A 13,466-nucleotide genomic window follows, 5' to 3' on the forward strand; every position below is an offset into this window, starting at 1 on the left:
CCTGCCGGCGTATAAAGCACCGCACCCCGCGCGCCGCCAGGCCGGAGGCCTGACCCCACCAGAGCCCGGCTGAGACGGCCGAGCAGACCACGGGCCGCGCGAGTGCGCACCCAGCCGCCACCGCGGGGACGGGACCCGCACAAACACGGAACCCGGGAGGAGAGGTCAGATCATGACGTGGTCGTCGGGGCGGCCGACGAAGGAGAACTGGGCGCCGCGGGTGAGCTTGTGGTCGTCGGGCTGCCAGGTGTGCATGGCCGGGTCGCCGCTGCGCCAGTAGACGAAGTTGAACCGGTCGGCGGAGTAGATCTTGACCCGGTCCTCCCGCAGCCGCTTGACCAGCCGGGTGTCCTCGCCCCGGGTGACGTCCTCGAAGCCGTAGTGGCGGAACATGTCGGTCTTGCCGAGGAAGGTGCCGCCCTGCACCAGCCAGGCGTAGCGGTGCTCCAGCCCCGGCATGCGGAGCATCGTGGTGTTGGTGGACTCGAAGTAGGCGTAGTGCGCGCCCTTGCCCACCAGTTCGGCGTCGGAGTAGTCGAAGGCGCGGACCAGGTCCGACAGGTAGTGCTCGCCGTACAGGTTGTCGTCGTCCATTTTGGCGACCAGCTCGCCCTCGGCCGCGGCGATGCCCATGTTCATGCAGGCGCCCAGCGACATCGACGGGTCGGCGGCCAGCACCACGACGTCGGTGATCCCGGCCATCCGGGCCTTGTCGGCGACGACGACCGGGTCGATGTCCAGGCCGTGCAGGACCATCACCAGCTGGAGCGGGCGGTGGATCTGCCGGGCCACCGAGGAGATGGCGTGCTCGATCTGGGCGGCGCGGTTGGTCGGCAGCACCACCGAGACCGAGCGGGTCCGGGGCCGGGTGGGCCGGCCGAGGAAGCCCAGGATCTGGTCCACGCGGTGCGAGAACAGGTGCTTGTCGAAGACCTCGCGCATGGCCAGATGGCCCTGGCGGGCGCGCAGCTCCGGGCTGTTGAGCAGGTGCAGGACCGTGTTGTAGGACTCCAGCTGGTCGTGGGCGATCGGCACCAGGGAGCCGAACGTCTCCTCGATCGCCCGGGACCAGCCGGTCACCACCGGCGTGGAGCAGGCCGACAGCTCGAAGACCCGGCGGGCGCACATGGTCGGCGAGTCGAGCACCGAGTTCACGTTGAGGAAGACCTTGTACATCTTGTACGCGGCCAGCATCCGGTCGTACGGCAGCTCGCCCACGATGTGCGGGACGTACTTCTCCGGCCAGGCGTACTTCTCGTCCACGGTCCCGTTCCGGGCGAAGATGTGCAGGCCCAGCTCGCGGATCGGGTCGAGGACGGTCTCCATCTGCTCGCGGCGCTCGGGGTGCTTGTCCCGGAAGTACATGCCGGCGAAGACGACGTCGTGGACGCGGCCCTGCTTCTCCTGGATCGGGTTGTGCACCCGGGGCTGCGCCGCGAACTGCAGCACGTCCACCCGGTCATGTCCCAGGATTTCGCGATATTTCGGCACCATGTCGCCGTCGCAGGTGAACACGTAGTCGAACAGCTTGGCCGTGTCGATGAAGAAGTCGAAGTTCGGCGGGTCCTCCTTGTTCCAGAAGACCGTCGGGATCCCTTCCTCGCGGCACCAGTCGATGAGCGCCCGCAGTTCCGGCTTGGGGGCGTTCGTCCCGGTCATCTGGTAGCGCCAGCGCCCCTGGTTGCCGTGCCAGGCCGACTCCACGAACAGGATCTCGGGCCGCTTCCCGGCGAAGACCTCCGGCCAGTCGCGCAGCCCGAACTCGATCTGGTCCCACTCGTATTTGAACGCCATCCGGGAGAAGTCGTCCAGGATGACCGCGACCTTCAGGTCCGGCCGGACGACCGGCCCGGCGGGCCACTTCACCACCGGCACGTCCACCGACGGCCCGCGCTCGTCCAGCTCGGCGACCACCTCGGCCACCGGGCGCGGCGCTGCGGGCCCCTTGCGCGGCTTGAGCGCCATGCGGAGCTTGCCCGGCAGCCGCACCACCCCCGGCCCCTTGGCCGCGGTGAGCGCCTCGGCCACCCGATACGGCCGCTGGACCCGGGTCGACTCCAGCTTCCACTGGGCGTAGTCCGCGCGTGCCTCGGCGATGGCCAGGCGCCGCTCCAGGTCCCGCACCCGCTCCTCGAAGCGCTCGACGACCTTGCGCTCCTCGGGCAGCCAGTTGACCGGTCCCAGTCGCTGGAACTTCGGCTCTTCAGGGGTCTCGTCACTCAGGGGGGAGGTGGAGCTCATGGGAGTCGCCTTCGTCCGGGGTCGTGCCAGGGTACGGCGTCCGCCGTACCGGAACGGTGCTTTTAAAGGGATTTGGGCGGTACGGCCTGCGAGGCCGGGGAGAGGTTCTCCCCCTTCAGCCAGGAGACGATCACCCGGGCGATGCGGGGGCCCGCCTTGCCGTCCCAGAGCGGGGGCAGCTCGCCCGAGGGCGTCGCCGCGCCGTCGGCCAGGGCCTTGTCGGCGGCGGCCGGGAGCAGGTCCGGGGTGACCAGGCGGTTGGTGCCGTGGGTGACGGTGACCGGCCGCTCGGTGTTGGGCCGGACGGTCAGGCAGGGCACGCCGAGCATGGTCGTCTCCTCCTGCACGCCGCCGGAGTCGGTGACGACCAGGGAGGCGCCCCGGACCAGGGAGAGGAAGTCCACGTAGCCCAGCGGGTCGACGATCAGCAGGTTCCCGCCGGTCACCAGCCCCGCCGCGGCCAGGCGCTCGCGCCCGCGCGGGTGGATCGGGACCACGATCGGCAGCCGCTCGCTCACCTGCAGGACGGCGTCGACCAGCTCCTTGGCGGCGGCCGGGTCGTCGACGTTGGCGGGCCGGTGCAGGGTGGCCACGCCGTACCGCTCGGGCAGGCCGAGCCGGGCGCGGACCGGCGCCGGGTCGAGGCGGTCCAGCGCGGAGAAGAGGCTGTCGATCATCGGGTTGCCGACGAGGTGGACGCGGGACGGGTCCACACCCTCGTTCGACAGGTGCGAGAGCGCGTCCGGCGAGGTGGCGAAGAGGATGTCGGACAGGGCGTCGGTGACGACCCGGTTGACCTCCTCGGGCATGCCGCGGTCGAAGGAGCGCAGGCCCGCCTCGACGTGCGCGGTGGGGATCTGCAGCTTGGCGCAGACCAGGATCGCGGCCAGCGTGGAGTTCACGTCGCCGTAGACGACGACCAGCGCGGGGGCGTGCTCCAGCACGACCTCCTCCAGGCCGGTGAGCAGGGCCGCCGTCTGCCGGGCGTGCGAGCCGGACCCGACGCCCAGGTTGGCGACCGGCTCGGGCAGCCCGAGGTCGGCGAAGAACACGTCCGACATCAGCGCGTCGTAGTGCTGACCGGTGTGGACGATGCCCTGGCGCACTCCCAGCCCGTCCAGCGCGCGCACGACGGGAGCGGCCTTCACGAAGTTGGGGCGGGCGCCCAGCACGTGCAGGACGAGGGGGGTGCCGGGAGCCTTCTCGGGGGTCTTCTCGGAGGCCTTCTCGGGGGCCTTCCCGCCGGCCGGAGCCGCCTGCGAAGGGGCGGAGTCCCTCATTGACCTCGCCTTTCATCTGGGAGTGGGGCAAACGTTGCCTATGGTACGGTCACGACCGTGGTACCTGACGCCAGTCGGCCGGAGTCCCCAAAGGTTTCCGCGAAGTCGGCGCGTGCCGGTTTGCGCGGACTTCTCAAGGGTTTCGCCCAGCATCCGATCATCGTTTCCCGAGTCGTCGCGACCAAGGTCAAGAGTGACCCCGTGCGCGTCGCCCAAGCCGCCGCGGAGACCCTCCCGCCGAGCCTGCGCCCCGTCGTGGGCCGGGTCGCCTGGCCACTGGCCCGGCGCGCCCGGGTCGCCGTGCGCAAGTTCGGCATGCGCATGGTCCAGGGGCCCTGGAACGAGGCGAAGGAGCACTTCGACGCGGGCCGGATGACCGAGGCCGTCGCGGTGCTGGAAGGCCACGCGAAGTACCCCTTCATCAAGCGCAGGGCCTCCTACTACGCCGGCGAGCTGGCCGCCATCCAGCCGAACCCGATCCCGCCCAAGTCCAAGGTGATCGTGGGCGAGCGGGTCGAGGGCCGGGTGCTGCACTGCGTCACCAACGCCCTGCCGTACACCCAGGCCGGCTACACCGTGCGCACGCACCGGATCGTCACGGCGCAGAAGGAGGCGGGGCTCGACCCGCACGTCGTCACCAGCTGGGGCTGGCCGATGATGCAGGGCCACGCCGACGCGACGCCGTACGAGGAGATCGACGGCATCCCCTACCACCGGCTGCTGCCGAGCGGCGACGTGCCGTTCGAGAGCCGGGGACGGATGATCCGCGGGGCCGGCGAGGTGACCGAGCTGGTCAGGACGCTCCGTCCGCAGGTGATCCACGCCGCCACCGACCACCGCAACGGGTCGGTCGCGCTGGCCGTGCGGGAGCGGACCGGCACGCCGATGGTCTACGAGGTCCGGGGGTTCCTGGAGGAGACGTGGGCCTCGCGCGACCCCAAGCGGATCGGCAGCCAGCGGCACGTGCTCCAGCGCGACCGCGAGGCGTTCATCATGCGCTCGGCCGACGCCGTGGTGACCCTCGCCGAGACCATGGCCGCCGAGATCGTCGAGCGGGGGGTGCCCCGGGAGAAGATCTACCTGGCGCCCAACGCGGTGGACGACTCGCTGCTGACCGCCGAGTACGACGGGGCGGCCTTCCGCGCCGCCCACGGCATCGCCGCCGACGAGATCGTGATGGGCTCGGTCTCCAGCATCGTGGCCTACGAGGGCTTCCGGACCATGATCAGCGCCGCGGCGCTGCTGCGCGACCGGGGGACCCGGTCCGGGTGCTGCTCGTGGGCGACGGAGCCGAGCGCCCCGCGCTGCTGGAGCAGGTCGCCGAGCTCGGCCTGGAGGACCTCGCGATCCTGCCCGGCAGGGTCGGCCCGGACGAGGCGCTGCAGGCCCAGGCGGCCATCGACATCTTCGCCTGCCCCCGCGAGGACCTGCGGGTCTGCCGACTTGTTACGCCATTGAAACCCGTCGAGGCGATGGCCCTCGGCAAGCCCGTCGTGCTCAGCGATCTGCCCGCGCTCTCGGAGCTCGTGGGCTCGGAGGGCGCCGGTCTCCTGGTTCCCCCGGGCGACCCCGAGGCGTTCGCCGACGCCGTCGCCGGACTGCGGGAGGACCCGGCGCGACGGGCCCTGATGGGCGAGGCGGGACGGGCCGAGGTGGCGGCGAAACGCACCTGGAGCCGGGTCGCCGAGACCTACCGCGACCTGTACCGGACGATCAGCGGTTGATCGTCCATGGAGATGACGGGCGTTCGGAGCGTTTGTGATGCGTTTAATCGCATCAGGCGTGGCATGTGCCGAGTTGAGATAACCTTTGCGACCATGAAGCGTTGTTTCCGGCTCCTCAGGGTCTCCCAGTGAGCGGCTACGACCTGGCCGTGATCGGTCTGGGTTACGTCGGCATGCCGCTGGCCAAGGAGGCCACGGCCGCAGGGCTGCGCGTCGTCGGTTACGAGGTCGACCCCCGCAAGGTGGACGCCCTCAACGCCGGGCGCTCCTACATCGACGACCTGACCGACGCCGACCTCGAGCACATGCTGGCCGGCGGCTTCCGGGCGACGCTGGACGAGAGCGTGCTGGCCGAGAGCCGCACCATCGTCATCTGCGTCCCCACCCCCCTGGACGACGACCACCGCCCCGACCTGTCCGCGGTGGAGGGCGCCACCTCGACCGTCGCCAAGAACCTGAGCGCCGGCTCCCTGGTGGTGCTGGAGTCCACCACGTGGCCCGGCACGACCGACGAGGTGGCCCGCCCCCTGCTGGAGTCCTCCGGGCTCGTCGCGGGCCGCGACTTCCATCTCGCCTTCTCTCCCGAGCGCATCGACCCGGGCAACCCCAAGTTCGGCCTGCGCAACACGCCGAAGGTCGTCGGCGGCTACACCGAGGCCTGCCGCGACGTGGCGGCCGCGTTCTACGCGCAGTTCATCGAGCAGGTCGTGCCGGTCAGCGGCACCCGCGAGGCCGAGATGGCCAAGCTCCTGGAGAACACCTACCGGCACGTCAACATCGCCCTCGTCAACGAGATGGCGATCTTCTGCGACGAGCTCGGCATCAACCTCTGGGAGTCCATCGAGGCGGCGGCGACCAAGCCGTTCGGCTTCCAGAAGTTCCTGCCCGGACCGGGCGTCGGCGGCCACTGCATCCCGGTGGACCCGTCCTACCTGTCCTACACCGTGCGCAAGCTGGGCTACCCGTTCCGGTTCGTGGAGCTGGCCCAGGAGATCAACGAGCGGATGCCGTCCTACGTGGTCACCCGCGTGCAGCGGCTGCTCAACCGCCACAAGAAGGCGGTGAACGGCTCCAAGGTCGCGCTGCTCGGCGTCACCTACAAGCCCGACATCGCCGACGAGCGCGAGACCCCGGCCCTGCCGGTCGCGCGCGGCCTGCTGGAACTGGGCGCCGAGCTGGTCTTCGTCGACCCGCACGTCAAGCAGTGGCAGGTCGACGGCACTCCGGTGCCCCGCGAGGACGATCTCGCGAAGGCGGTCGCCGAAGCCGACGTGACGCTGCTGCTGCAGCAGCACGGCGCCTTCGACCTGGCGATCGTCGAGGACCACGGCAAGCTCGTGCTCGACACCCGAGGCGTGCTCGCCGAGGGTGAACGCGTCGAGCGGCTCTAGGCACGAAGGGGCTGCGCGCAGTGCACGTGCTCGTCATGACGGTGGTACATCACCCCGAGGACGCCCGGATCCTGCACCGGCAGATCCGGGCGCTCGTGGACGCCGGTCATGAGGTCACGTATGCCGCGCCGTACACCGCCCGGGGGGTCATGGCCCGCTCCTGGGTGAACGGCGTGGACCTGCCCCGGGCGGCGGAGCGCCGGCGGCTGTCGGCGGTGCGCGCCGCCCGCAAGGTGTTCAAGCGCATGCGCGACCAGGTCGACCTGGCCGTCATCCACGACCCCGAGCTGCTGTTCGCGGTCGCGGGGGTCCGCAGGCGCCCGCCGGTGGTCTGGGACGTCCACGAGGACACCCCGGCGACCCTGTCGCTCAAGCCCTGGCTGCCGGCGTTCCTGCGGCCGCCGGTGCGCTTCCTGGCCCGCCTCCTGGAGGGCACCGCCGAGCGCCACCTGCACCTGCTCCTCGCCGAGACGGCCTACGCCGGGAGGTTCAGCCAGGCCCACCTGGTGGTGCCGAACGAGACGTGGGTGCCGGACGACGTGACCCCGCCGGGCGACGACCGGATCGTCTACCTCGGCTGGCTGTCGGAGGCGCGGGGCGTGAAGGAGGCCGTCGAGGTGGCCCGGCTGCTCCAGCCGTACCGGGTGGCGGTCGAGCTGATCGGCTATGCCGACCCGCAGTCGCGGCCGATGCTGAACCAGGCCGTGACCGAGGGCGTGCTGGAGTGGCGCGACTTCATGCCGAACGACGAGGCGCTCAAGCGGCTCGACGGCGCGCTGGCCGGCCTCTCACTGCTGCGGGACGAGCCCAACTACCGGCACTCCATGCCCACGAAGATCGTGGAGTACATGGCCCACGGGATCCCGGTGATCACCACTCCGTCGCCGCGCGCGGTGGAGCTGGTAGAACGCTACAACAGCGGCATGGTCGTGCCCTGGCAGGACCCCAAGGCGGTGGCGCAGGCCGTCCTCACGCTCCGGGACGACGTCAGAGAGCGGCATGCCCAGGCGCCCGGGGGTATGCGGCGGCCCGTGCGAACCACCACTGGCCGAACTCGGCCCGCCGTTTCGTCGCCCAGCTGGAGGCGTGGGCGGGCGTCAAGGACTGAGGTGTCCGGCGCCGCTTATGCCCGCTTGATCACGAGAACGGTAGTGTCCTGAACGTGCGCTGGCTCACGGCTCTCCTCGGCGTGGCGATCCTCGCGGCGGTGGCGGCGGTCGTGATCGTCCTGCGGTCCGGCGACCCCGGCGGCCCGGCCGGCGACGGATCGCGGGTCACCTCGGCGACGTCGTCCGCGTCCGCGCCGTCCGCCTCCCCGACCCCGACCCCCACCCCCTTCACCGACCCGTGTGGAACGTTCGACACCGCGATGGACGCGCCGTACGCGGTGACCGGGTACTGGCTCATCCCGACGGCCGACCACTGCACCTGGCGCAGCCAGCTCGCCGCCATCCACGAGGTCGGCGGCGACACCGTGATCCGGATCGGCCGGGGCCTGCAGGCCCGCCGCACCGACGACGACGGCCGGATCCTGGACTCCGAGGGGGAGGTCGACCCCTACTACGAGCCGTGCGAGGAGGACGGGCTGTCGTGCGTGGCCGCGGCCGAGCGCGACCTGCGGGCGCTGAACCCCGGCAACCGGGTGAGCTGGACGTTCGCCTACCGGACCGACGAGGCGTTCGGGCCGAAGCTGTTCCGCTGCCCCGAGGTCGAGAAGAAGATCGTCACGGAGAAGCGGGTCTTCTACCGGATCGTCGCGCCCGACGACGGCAGCGACGACGGCCACTGCGCGAACCTCTCCGCCCGAGGGCGCGGCTACCACGTGATCCTGGTCGCCGCGGCGCACCAGGACAGCCTCACCGAGCTGCTCGACCTGGGGGACCGGTTCGGGGTGAAGGTCTTCCCCGCCCTGCCCCTGGCCCCCCGCGACCCGGCGCAGGCCACCCGGGCCTCGGAGCGGGGTCTCGACACGCTCACCACGCTCACCCGGCGCATCCTGCTGGACTACGGCGACCGCTTCACCGGCCGGGCCTCGCTCGGCGGCTTCTACCAGCCGTTCGAGCTCCAGATGAGGGAGATGGTCTACACGGGCGCGCCGGAGGGCGCCGAGGAGGCCGCGAAGGACCACCCGACGCTCAGGGTCTACGCCTCCCAGCACCGGATCGTGGAGCAGGTGATGCCGGACAAGCCCGTCCTGGTCAGCCCCTATCTGGAGGCCCGCAGGGAGAAGGGGTTCAGCGCCACGCCCAAGGAGGTCGCGGCGGGCTTCGAGGCCATGGCCAGGACCGGCGTCGGGATCATCGCGCCGCAGGACAGCCGGGGAACCGGCAAGGTCGGGCTGTTCTGGCCGGACGAGCGGGACGAACCGGTGGACGAGCGGCTCCGCCCGGTGGTCGGCGAGACGACCAACGGGGAAGCCTACCACGGCTCGACCCGCGACTACTACCGGGAGATGGCCGCGGCCCGGGCGCGGATGGTCGAGCAGGGCTACGACGTGCAGCTCTGGGCCAACGTGGAGGCGTTCGAGCCGTCCGGGAGCGAGGCGTGCGGCACCCGGACCGGTACCCGCGGGCGCACCGGCAAGGACCGTCTGGACCAGGCCGTCACGCAGGTCGGCCGCTACGTCTCCAAGGTCGTCTCCTACATGTGGAGCGATTTCTTCACCTGCGGCTCGCCGTCGCTGGCGGAGGAGATCGCCGCCGACGCGGGCCGGCCCATCCCGGTGGACGCCGTCCGTGCGGGGCGCGACATCCGCGACGGCATCGAGCTGCGCGGCTACGACCTGCAGCTGGGCGGCAAGGTGACGATCACCTGGGAGGGGCAGGACGCGCCCAGGACCGTCGAGATCGCCGGGGTGGACCTGTCGCCGCCGCCGCCGGACACGCCCGCCCGGATGCGGACCGCCTGGGTCCCGTTCGACTGGACCCGGGTGCCGGCGGGCGCCTGGGTGCGGATCGAGGTCGCCGCTCCCGACGGGCGCGTGGCGGCCGAGCCGCTGCACGTCCGCATCGGCGCCTGAGCGGTGTAACGTGCCTGCCGTGGTGGTGCCCCGCATTCCCGTCAGCGTGGACCTGGTCGTGCTCACGGTGCGCTGCCAGGAGTTGAGCGCGCTCGTCTGGCGGCGGGACAGGCCCCCCTACGAGGGGCACTGGGCGCTGTCGGGCGGCTTCATCCAGCTCGACGAGGACCTGCCCGCCGCGGCGGCCCGCGTCCTCGCCGAACGGGCCGGCCTGCCGGGCGCCCCGGTCCACCTGGAGCAGCTGCAGACCTACGGCTACCCCGACCGCGACCCCCGCCAGCGGGTGCTGAGCGTCGCCTACCTCGGGCTCGCCCCCGACCTGCCCGCCTCCACCGAGGCGCACATGAGCTGGCAGCCGGTCGCCGCCCTGACCTCGATGGCCTTCGACCACCGGCGCATCATGGTCGACGGCGTCGAGCGGGCCCGCGCCAAGCTGGAGTACAGCTCGCTCGGGGCGGCCTTCTGCCCGCCGGAGTTCACCGTCGCGGACCTGCGCCGGGTCTACGAGATCGTCTGGGGCCGGCCGCTGGACCCGCGCAACTTCCACCGCAAGGTCACCAAGGCCGAGGGCTTCCTGATCCCCACCGGCCGGACCACCACCCGCGACGGCGGCCGTCCCGCCAAGCTCTACCGGCGCGGCCCGGCGGAGAACCTCCACCCGCCGATGCTCCGCTCGCTCAAGGACTGATGGGAGCTGCCGGGTCGGCTGTTCGGGCAGACCGACCCGAGGCCCGAGGGGAGCCGCGCGGCGTCCGCGGCCGCGCGCGGACCCGCCGGGGTCAGAACCGGTCGATCTCCGTCAGGTCGACGTCGATGGGGAAGGGCGCGTCGAGCTTGAGCCTGCTGCGGTGGATCCCGGTGGCGACGTAGGCCCTGGTCGCGGCGTCCAGCTCGTAGACGTGCACCACGGGCCGGTCCCCGTCGTTCTCCACCAGCCAGAAGTGGGGGATGCCGCTCTCCGCGTAGAGCCGGGGCTTGCGCTCTCGGTCGCGGATCTCCGACTCGGCGGAGACCACCTCGACGGCGAGCACGACGTCCTGCGGTTCATATGTGGTCTGCCGTGCCCCCCGGACGGCGTCGGCGCGCACGACCAGGAGGTCGGGCTCGGGCCGCTGCCGCCGCCCCAGCGTCACGGTCATCTCGCGGCGGACCGCCAGGTCGCGGGGGACCGCACGCCGCAAGCCGCTCTCCAGGAGGAAGAGCGTCGACATGTGGAAGTTGGTCTGGGGGCTCACGAAGACGAGAGTGCCATCGATGAGCTCGGTGTGCGGGGGGATCCCGGGAAGCCGGTCCAGGTCGTCGGAGGTGAAGCCGCCCCGCGGCGGGAGGACCCAGTCGGGCAGCGGGTCCCACACCGACGGCTCCGGGCGGAGCTCGGTCTCGGACAGCGGTGCGGCGCTCATGTCGTCCTCCCGGTCGGGCATGCTCGTGCCTCCAGTCTCGCAGGATGATGCCCCATGCGTCCGCTCCTCATAAGGTAAGGCCATGCCTCGTTTCCGCGCGATCCTGGACACGATGCCCGCCTACAAGCCGGGCAAGGCCGTGGTCTCCCCCGACGGCCGGTCCTTCAAGCTCTCGTCCAACGAATCCCCCTACGACCCGCTGCCCTCGGTCGTCGAGGCGGTCGCGCGGGCCGCGGCGGAGATCCACCGCTATCCCGACCCCGCGGCGACCGCCCTCACCGAGGCGCTCGCCGAGCGGTACGGCGTGCCGCCCGAGCACGTCGCGCTCGGCGCGGGCTCGGTCACCGTGGCCCAGCAGCTCTTCGAGACCGTGAGCGAGCCGGGCGCCGAGGTGGTCTACGCCTGGCGCTCCTTCGAGGCCTACCCGCTCCTGGCCGACCTGGCCGGGGCGACCTCGGTCCAGGTCCCGCTGGCCGGCGAGACCCACCACCTGGAGGCGATGGCGGAGGCGATCACCCCGGCCACCCGGATGGTCTTCGTCTGCAACCCGAACAACCCCACCGGCACGGTCGTGCACGCGGCCGAGCTGGCGGCGTTCCTGGACCGGGTGCCGGAGGACGTCCTGGTGGTGCTGGACGAGGCCTACCGGGAGTACGTCAGGGACGCCGACGTGACCGACGGCCTCACGGTCTACCGGGAGCGGCCCAACGTGGCCGTGCTGCGCACCTTCTCCAAGGCGTACGGCCTGGCGGGCCTGCGGGTGGGCTACCTCATCGCGAACGAGCCGGTGGCGGCCGCCGTGCGCAAGACGATGGTGCCCTTCGCGGTCAACCACCTCGCCCAGGCCGCCGCCGTCGCCTCCCTCGCGGCCGAGGACGAGCTACTGGAGCGGGTCGACGCCGTGGTCAAGGAGCGCACCCGGGTCCGCGAGGGGCTCCTCGCGCAGGGCTGGACGGTGCCCGTCACCGAGGCCAACTTCGTCTGGCTCCGGCTGGGGGAGCGCACGCTCGACTTCGCGCAGGCGTGCGCGGCCGAGGGCGTGGCCGTGCGGCCCTTCGCGGGCGAGGGGGCGCGGATCTCCATCGGCACCCCGGAGGCCAACGACACCTTCCTGGCCGCCGCCGCGGCCTTCAGGAGCGCCTGAGACGTCCCGGACGCCGCGGTCTCCCGGGACCCTGACGGGTGGCCCGGACGTCCGGCGTCACGGCCTCCGGGAGCGCCTTACGGCGTTCCCGGCCCGGTGCGGCGTGATCGCGTCGCACCGGGTCCGTCCCGGCGGGCTACGCGGGTGAGGGCTCCGGTTCGGCCTCCCGCTCCGGCGCGGCGCTCCTGCCGCGCCGCTCGGTGGAGACGACCAGCGCGACGCCGACCACGATCACCAGTCCGGCGGCGACCATCGGACCGGTCACCGGCTCGCCCAGGACCAGCGCGCCCAGGGCGACCGCCACGACCGGGTTGACGTAGGCGTAGGTGGAGACCAGGGAGATGGGCGCGTTGCCCAGCAGCCATACGTACGACGTGAAGGCGACCAGCGAGCCCATCACGACGAGGTAGGCCAGCGCGGTCCAGGACCGTCCGGAGACCGTGGCCGGGTCCAGGCGTTCGCCCGTCGTCAGACCGATCAGCAGCAGTCCGGCGCCGCCCGCCGCCATCTCGATCGCGCTCGCGGAGAAGGGGTTGGCGGGCATCGGGATCCGGCCGGACAGGAACGACCCGACCGACCACGAGACGGACGCGAGCAGGATGACGGCGATGCCGACGCCGTCCGAGGCGGCGTCCCCGCCGGACAGGGAGAGTCCCGCGACCCCGCCGAACCCGATGAGCACCCCGGTCAGCGTGAGCACCCGGGGCCGGTCGCGGGCGACGATCCGCAGGACCACCAGCCAGAGCGGGACCGAGGCCACCAGCAGGGCCGCCAGCCCGCTGGAGATGTGCTGCTCGGCCACCGAGACCATGCCGTTCCCGCCGGTCAGCAGGAGCAGCCCGACGAGCGCCGCGCCGCCCGCCTCCCGGGCGGTCATCCGGAAGGCCTCCAGGCCGCGCAGGGCCAGGATCGCGGCGGCCAGGACCAGGGCGGCCGCGGTGAAGCGAACGGCGCCGCTGAGCAGCGGGGGGATCGTCTCGATGACGATCATGATGGCCAGGTAGGTGGAGCCCCAGACGACGTAGACGATCGCCAGCGCGCCCCAGACGAGAAGTGAAGTGCGCTTGCCAGCAGCGTCGGGACTCATGACACATGACAATACCGGTCGGGGGTGACAGAACGCCCACGGGTATCGGATCGTGGAACGGGCGATGCGTCCGGAGCCGGGTTCCGGGCCGGACGGGCTCCTGGGGCTCCGCGCCCGGAGGCCGGGCCCGCGGAGAGGCCGCGGAGAGGCCGCGGTGCCGCGCCCGGATGCTCTGGG

General features: G+C 72.0%; 10 protein-coding genes and 1 pseudogene. 7 read left to right on the forward strand and 4 right to left on the reverse strand.

Features of this window, described 5'->3' with window-relative positions; genetic code table 11:
- Positions 1–165: 165 nt before the first annotated feature.
- Complete coding sequence (locus ACWJ6R_RS17165; RefSeq protein ID WP_449063187.1) at positions 166–2,241, reverse strand: glycosyltransferase family protein; 2,076 nt, start codon at positions 2,239–2,241, stop codon at positions 166–168.
- A 62-nt stretch (positions 2,242–2,303) separates the two neighbouring features.
- Positions 2,304–3,521 (reverse strand): non-hydrolyzing UDP-N-acetylglucosamine 2-epimerase, encoded by a 1,218-nt coding sequence (wecB, locus tag ACWJ6R_RS17170; RefSeq protein WP_449063188.1) that lies wholly within the window; start codon positions 3,519–3,521, stop codon positions 2,304–2,306.
- A gap of 372 nt (positions 3,522–3,893) precedes the next feature.
- Here wecB and ACWJ6R_RS17175 point away from each other — a divergent pair.
- From ACWJ6R_RS17175 to ACWJ6R_RS17200, 6 genes and pseudogenes are all read left to right on the forward strand, one after another.
- Positions 3,894–4,568: pseudogene (locus ACWJ6R_RS17175) on the forward strand (glycosyltransferase); the annotation flags it as partial.
- A 230-nt stretch (positions 4,569–4,798) separates the two neighbouring features.
- Complete coding sequence (locus tag ACWJ6R_RS17180) at positions 4,799–5,245, forward strand: glycosyltransferase family 4 protein (RefSeq protein ID WP_449063189.1); 447 nt, start codon at positions 4,799–4,801, stop codon at positions 5,243–5,245.
- 128 nt (positions 5,246–5,373) lie between these two features.
- Positions 5,374–6,636: a nucleotide sugar dehydrogenase gene (locus ACWJ6R_RS17185; RefSeq protein ID WP_449063190.1), complete on the forward strand. Its 1,263-nt coding sequence runs from the start codon at positions 5,374–5,376 to the stop codon at positions 6,634–6,636.
- A gap of 20 nt (positions 6,637–6,656) precedes the next feature.
- A complete protein-coding gene (locus ACWJ6R_RS17190) occupies positions 6,657–7,796 on the forward strand; it encodes a glycosyltransferase (RefSeq protein ID WP_449063191.1) in 1,140 nt (379 codons plus the stop codon).
- A gap of 2 nt (positions 7,797–7,798) precedes the next feature.
- Entirely contained in the window at positions 7,799–9,655 is a 1,857-nt protein-coding gene (locus ACWJ6R_RS17195; protein ID WP_449063192.1) for a DUF4434 domain-containing protein, read from the forward strand.
- Between the two features lie 22 nt (positions 9,656–9,677).
- Positions 9,678–10,343 carry an NUDIX hydrolase gene (locus ACWJ6R_RS17200; RefSeq protein WP_449063195.1) on the forward strand — a complete coding sequence of 222 codons (666 nt, stop codon included), beginning with the start codon at positions 9,678–9,680 and terminating at the stop codon, positions 10,341–10,343.
- Positions 10,344–10,434: 91 nt separating this feature from the next.
- Here ACWJ6R_RS17200 and ACWJ6R_RS17205 read toward each other — a convergent pair whose 3' ends face one another.
- The gene (locus ACWJ6R_RS17205; RefSeq protein WP_449063196.1) at positions 10,435–11,058 is read right to left on the reverse strand and encodes a Uma2 family endonuclease; all 624 of its coding nucleotides are present in this window, start codon (positions 11,056–11,058) and stop codon (positions 10,435–10,437) included.
- A gap of 82 nt (positions 11,059–11,140) precedes the next feature.
- On the opposite strand from ACWJ6R_RS17205, the gene hisC reads away from it, so the two are divergent.
- A complete protein-coding gene (gene hisC / locus ACWJ6R_RS17210; protein ID WP_449063193.1) occupies positions 11,141–12,202 on the forward strand; it encodes a histidinol-phosphate transaminase in 1,062 nt (353 codons plus the stop codon).
- A 136-nt stretch (positions 12,203–12,338) separates the two neighbouring features.
- Here hisC and ACWJ6R_RS17215 read toward each other — a convergent pair whose 3' ends face one another.
- A complete protein-coding gene (locus ACWJ6R_RS17215) occupies positions 12,339–13,289 on the reverse strand; it encodes an EamA family transporter (protein WP_449063194.1) in 951 nt (316 codons plus the stop codon).
- Positions 13,290–13,466: the final 177 nt, after the last annotated feature.

The organism is Planomonospora algeriensis, from assembly GCF_977012225.1.

Excerpts from the sequence above, each read along its gene's own strand:
- ACWJ6R_RS17215 (WP_449063194.1), bottom strand. The coding sequence starts at position 13,289 with ATGAGTCCCGACGCTGCTGGCAAGCGCACTTCACTTCTCGTCTGGGGC.
- ACWJ6R_RS17205 (WP_449063196.1), bottom strand. The coding sequence starts at position 11,058 with ATGAGCGCCGCACCGCTGTCCGAGACCGAGCTCCGCCCGGAGCCGTCG.
- ACWJ6R_RS17165 (WP_449063187.1), bottom strand. The coding sequence starts at position 2,241 with ATGAGCTCCACCTCCCCCCTGAGTGACGAGACCCCTGAAGAGCCGAAG.
- wecB (WP_449063188.1), bottom strand. The coding sequence starts at position 3,521 with ATGAGGGACTCCGCCCCTTCGCAGGCGGCTCCGGCCGGCGGGAAGGCC.
- hisC (WP_449063193.1), top strand. The coding sequence starts at position 11,141 with ATGCCTCGTTTCCGCGCGATCCTGGACACGATGCCCGCCTACAAGCCG.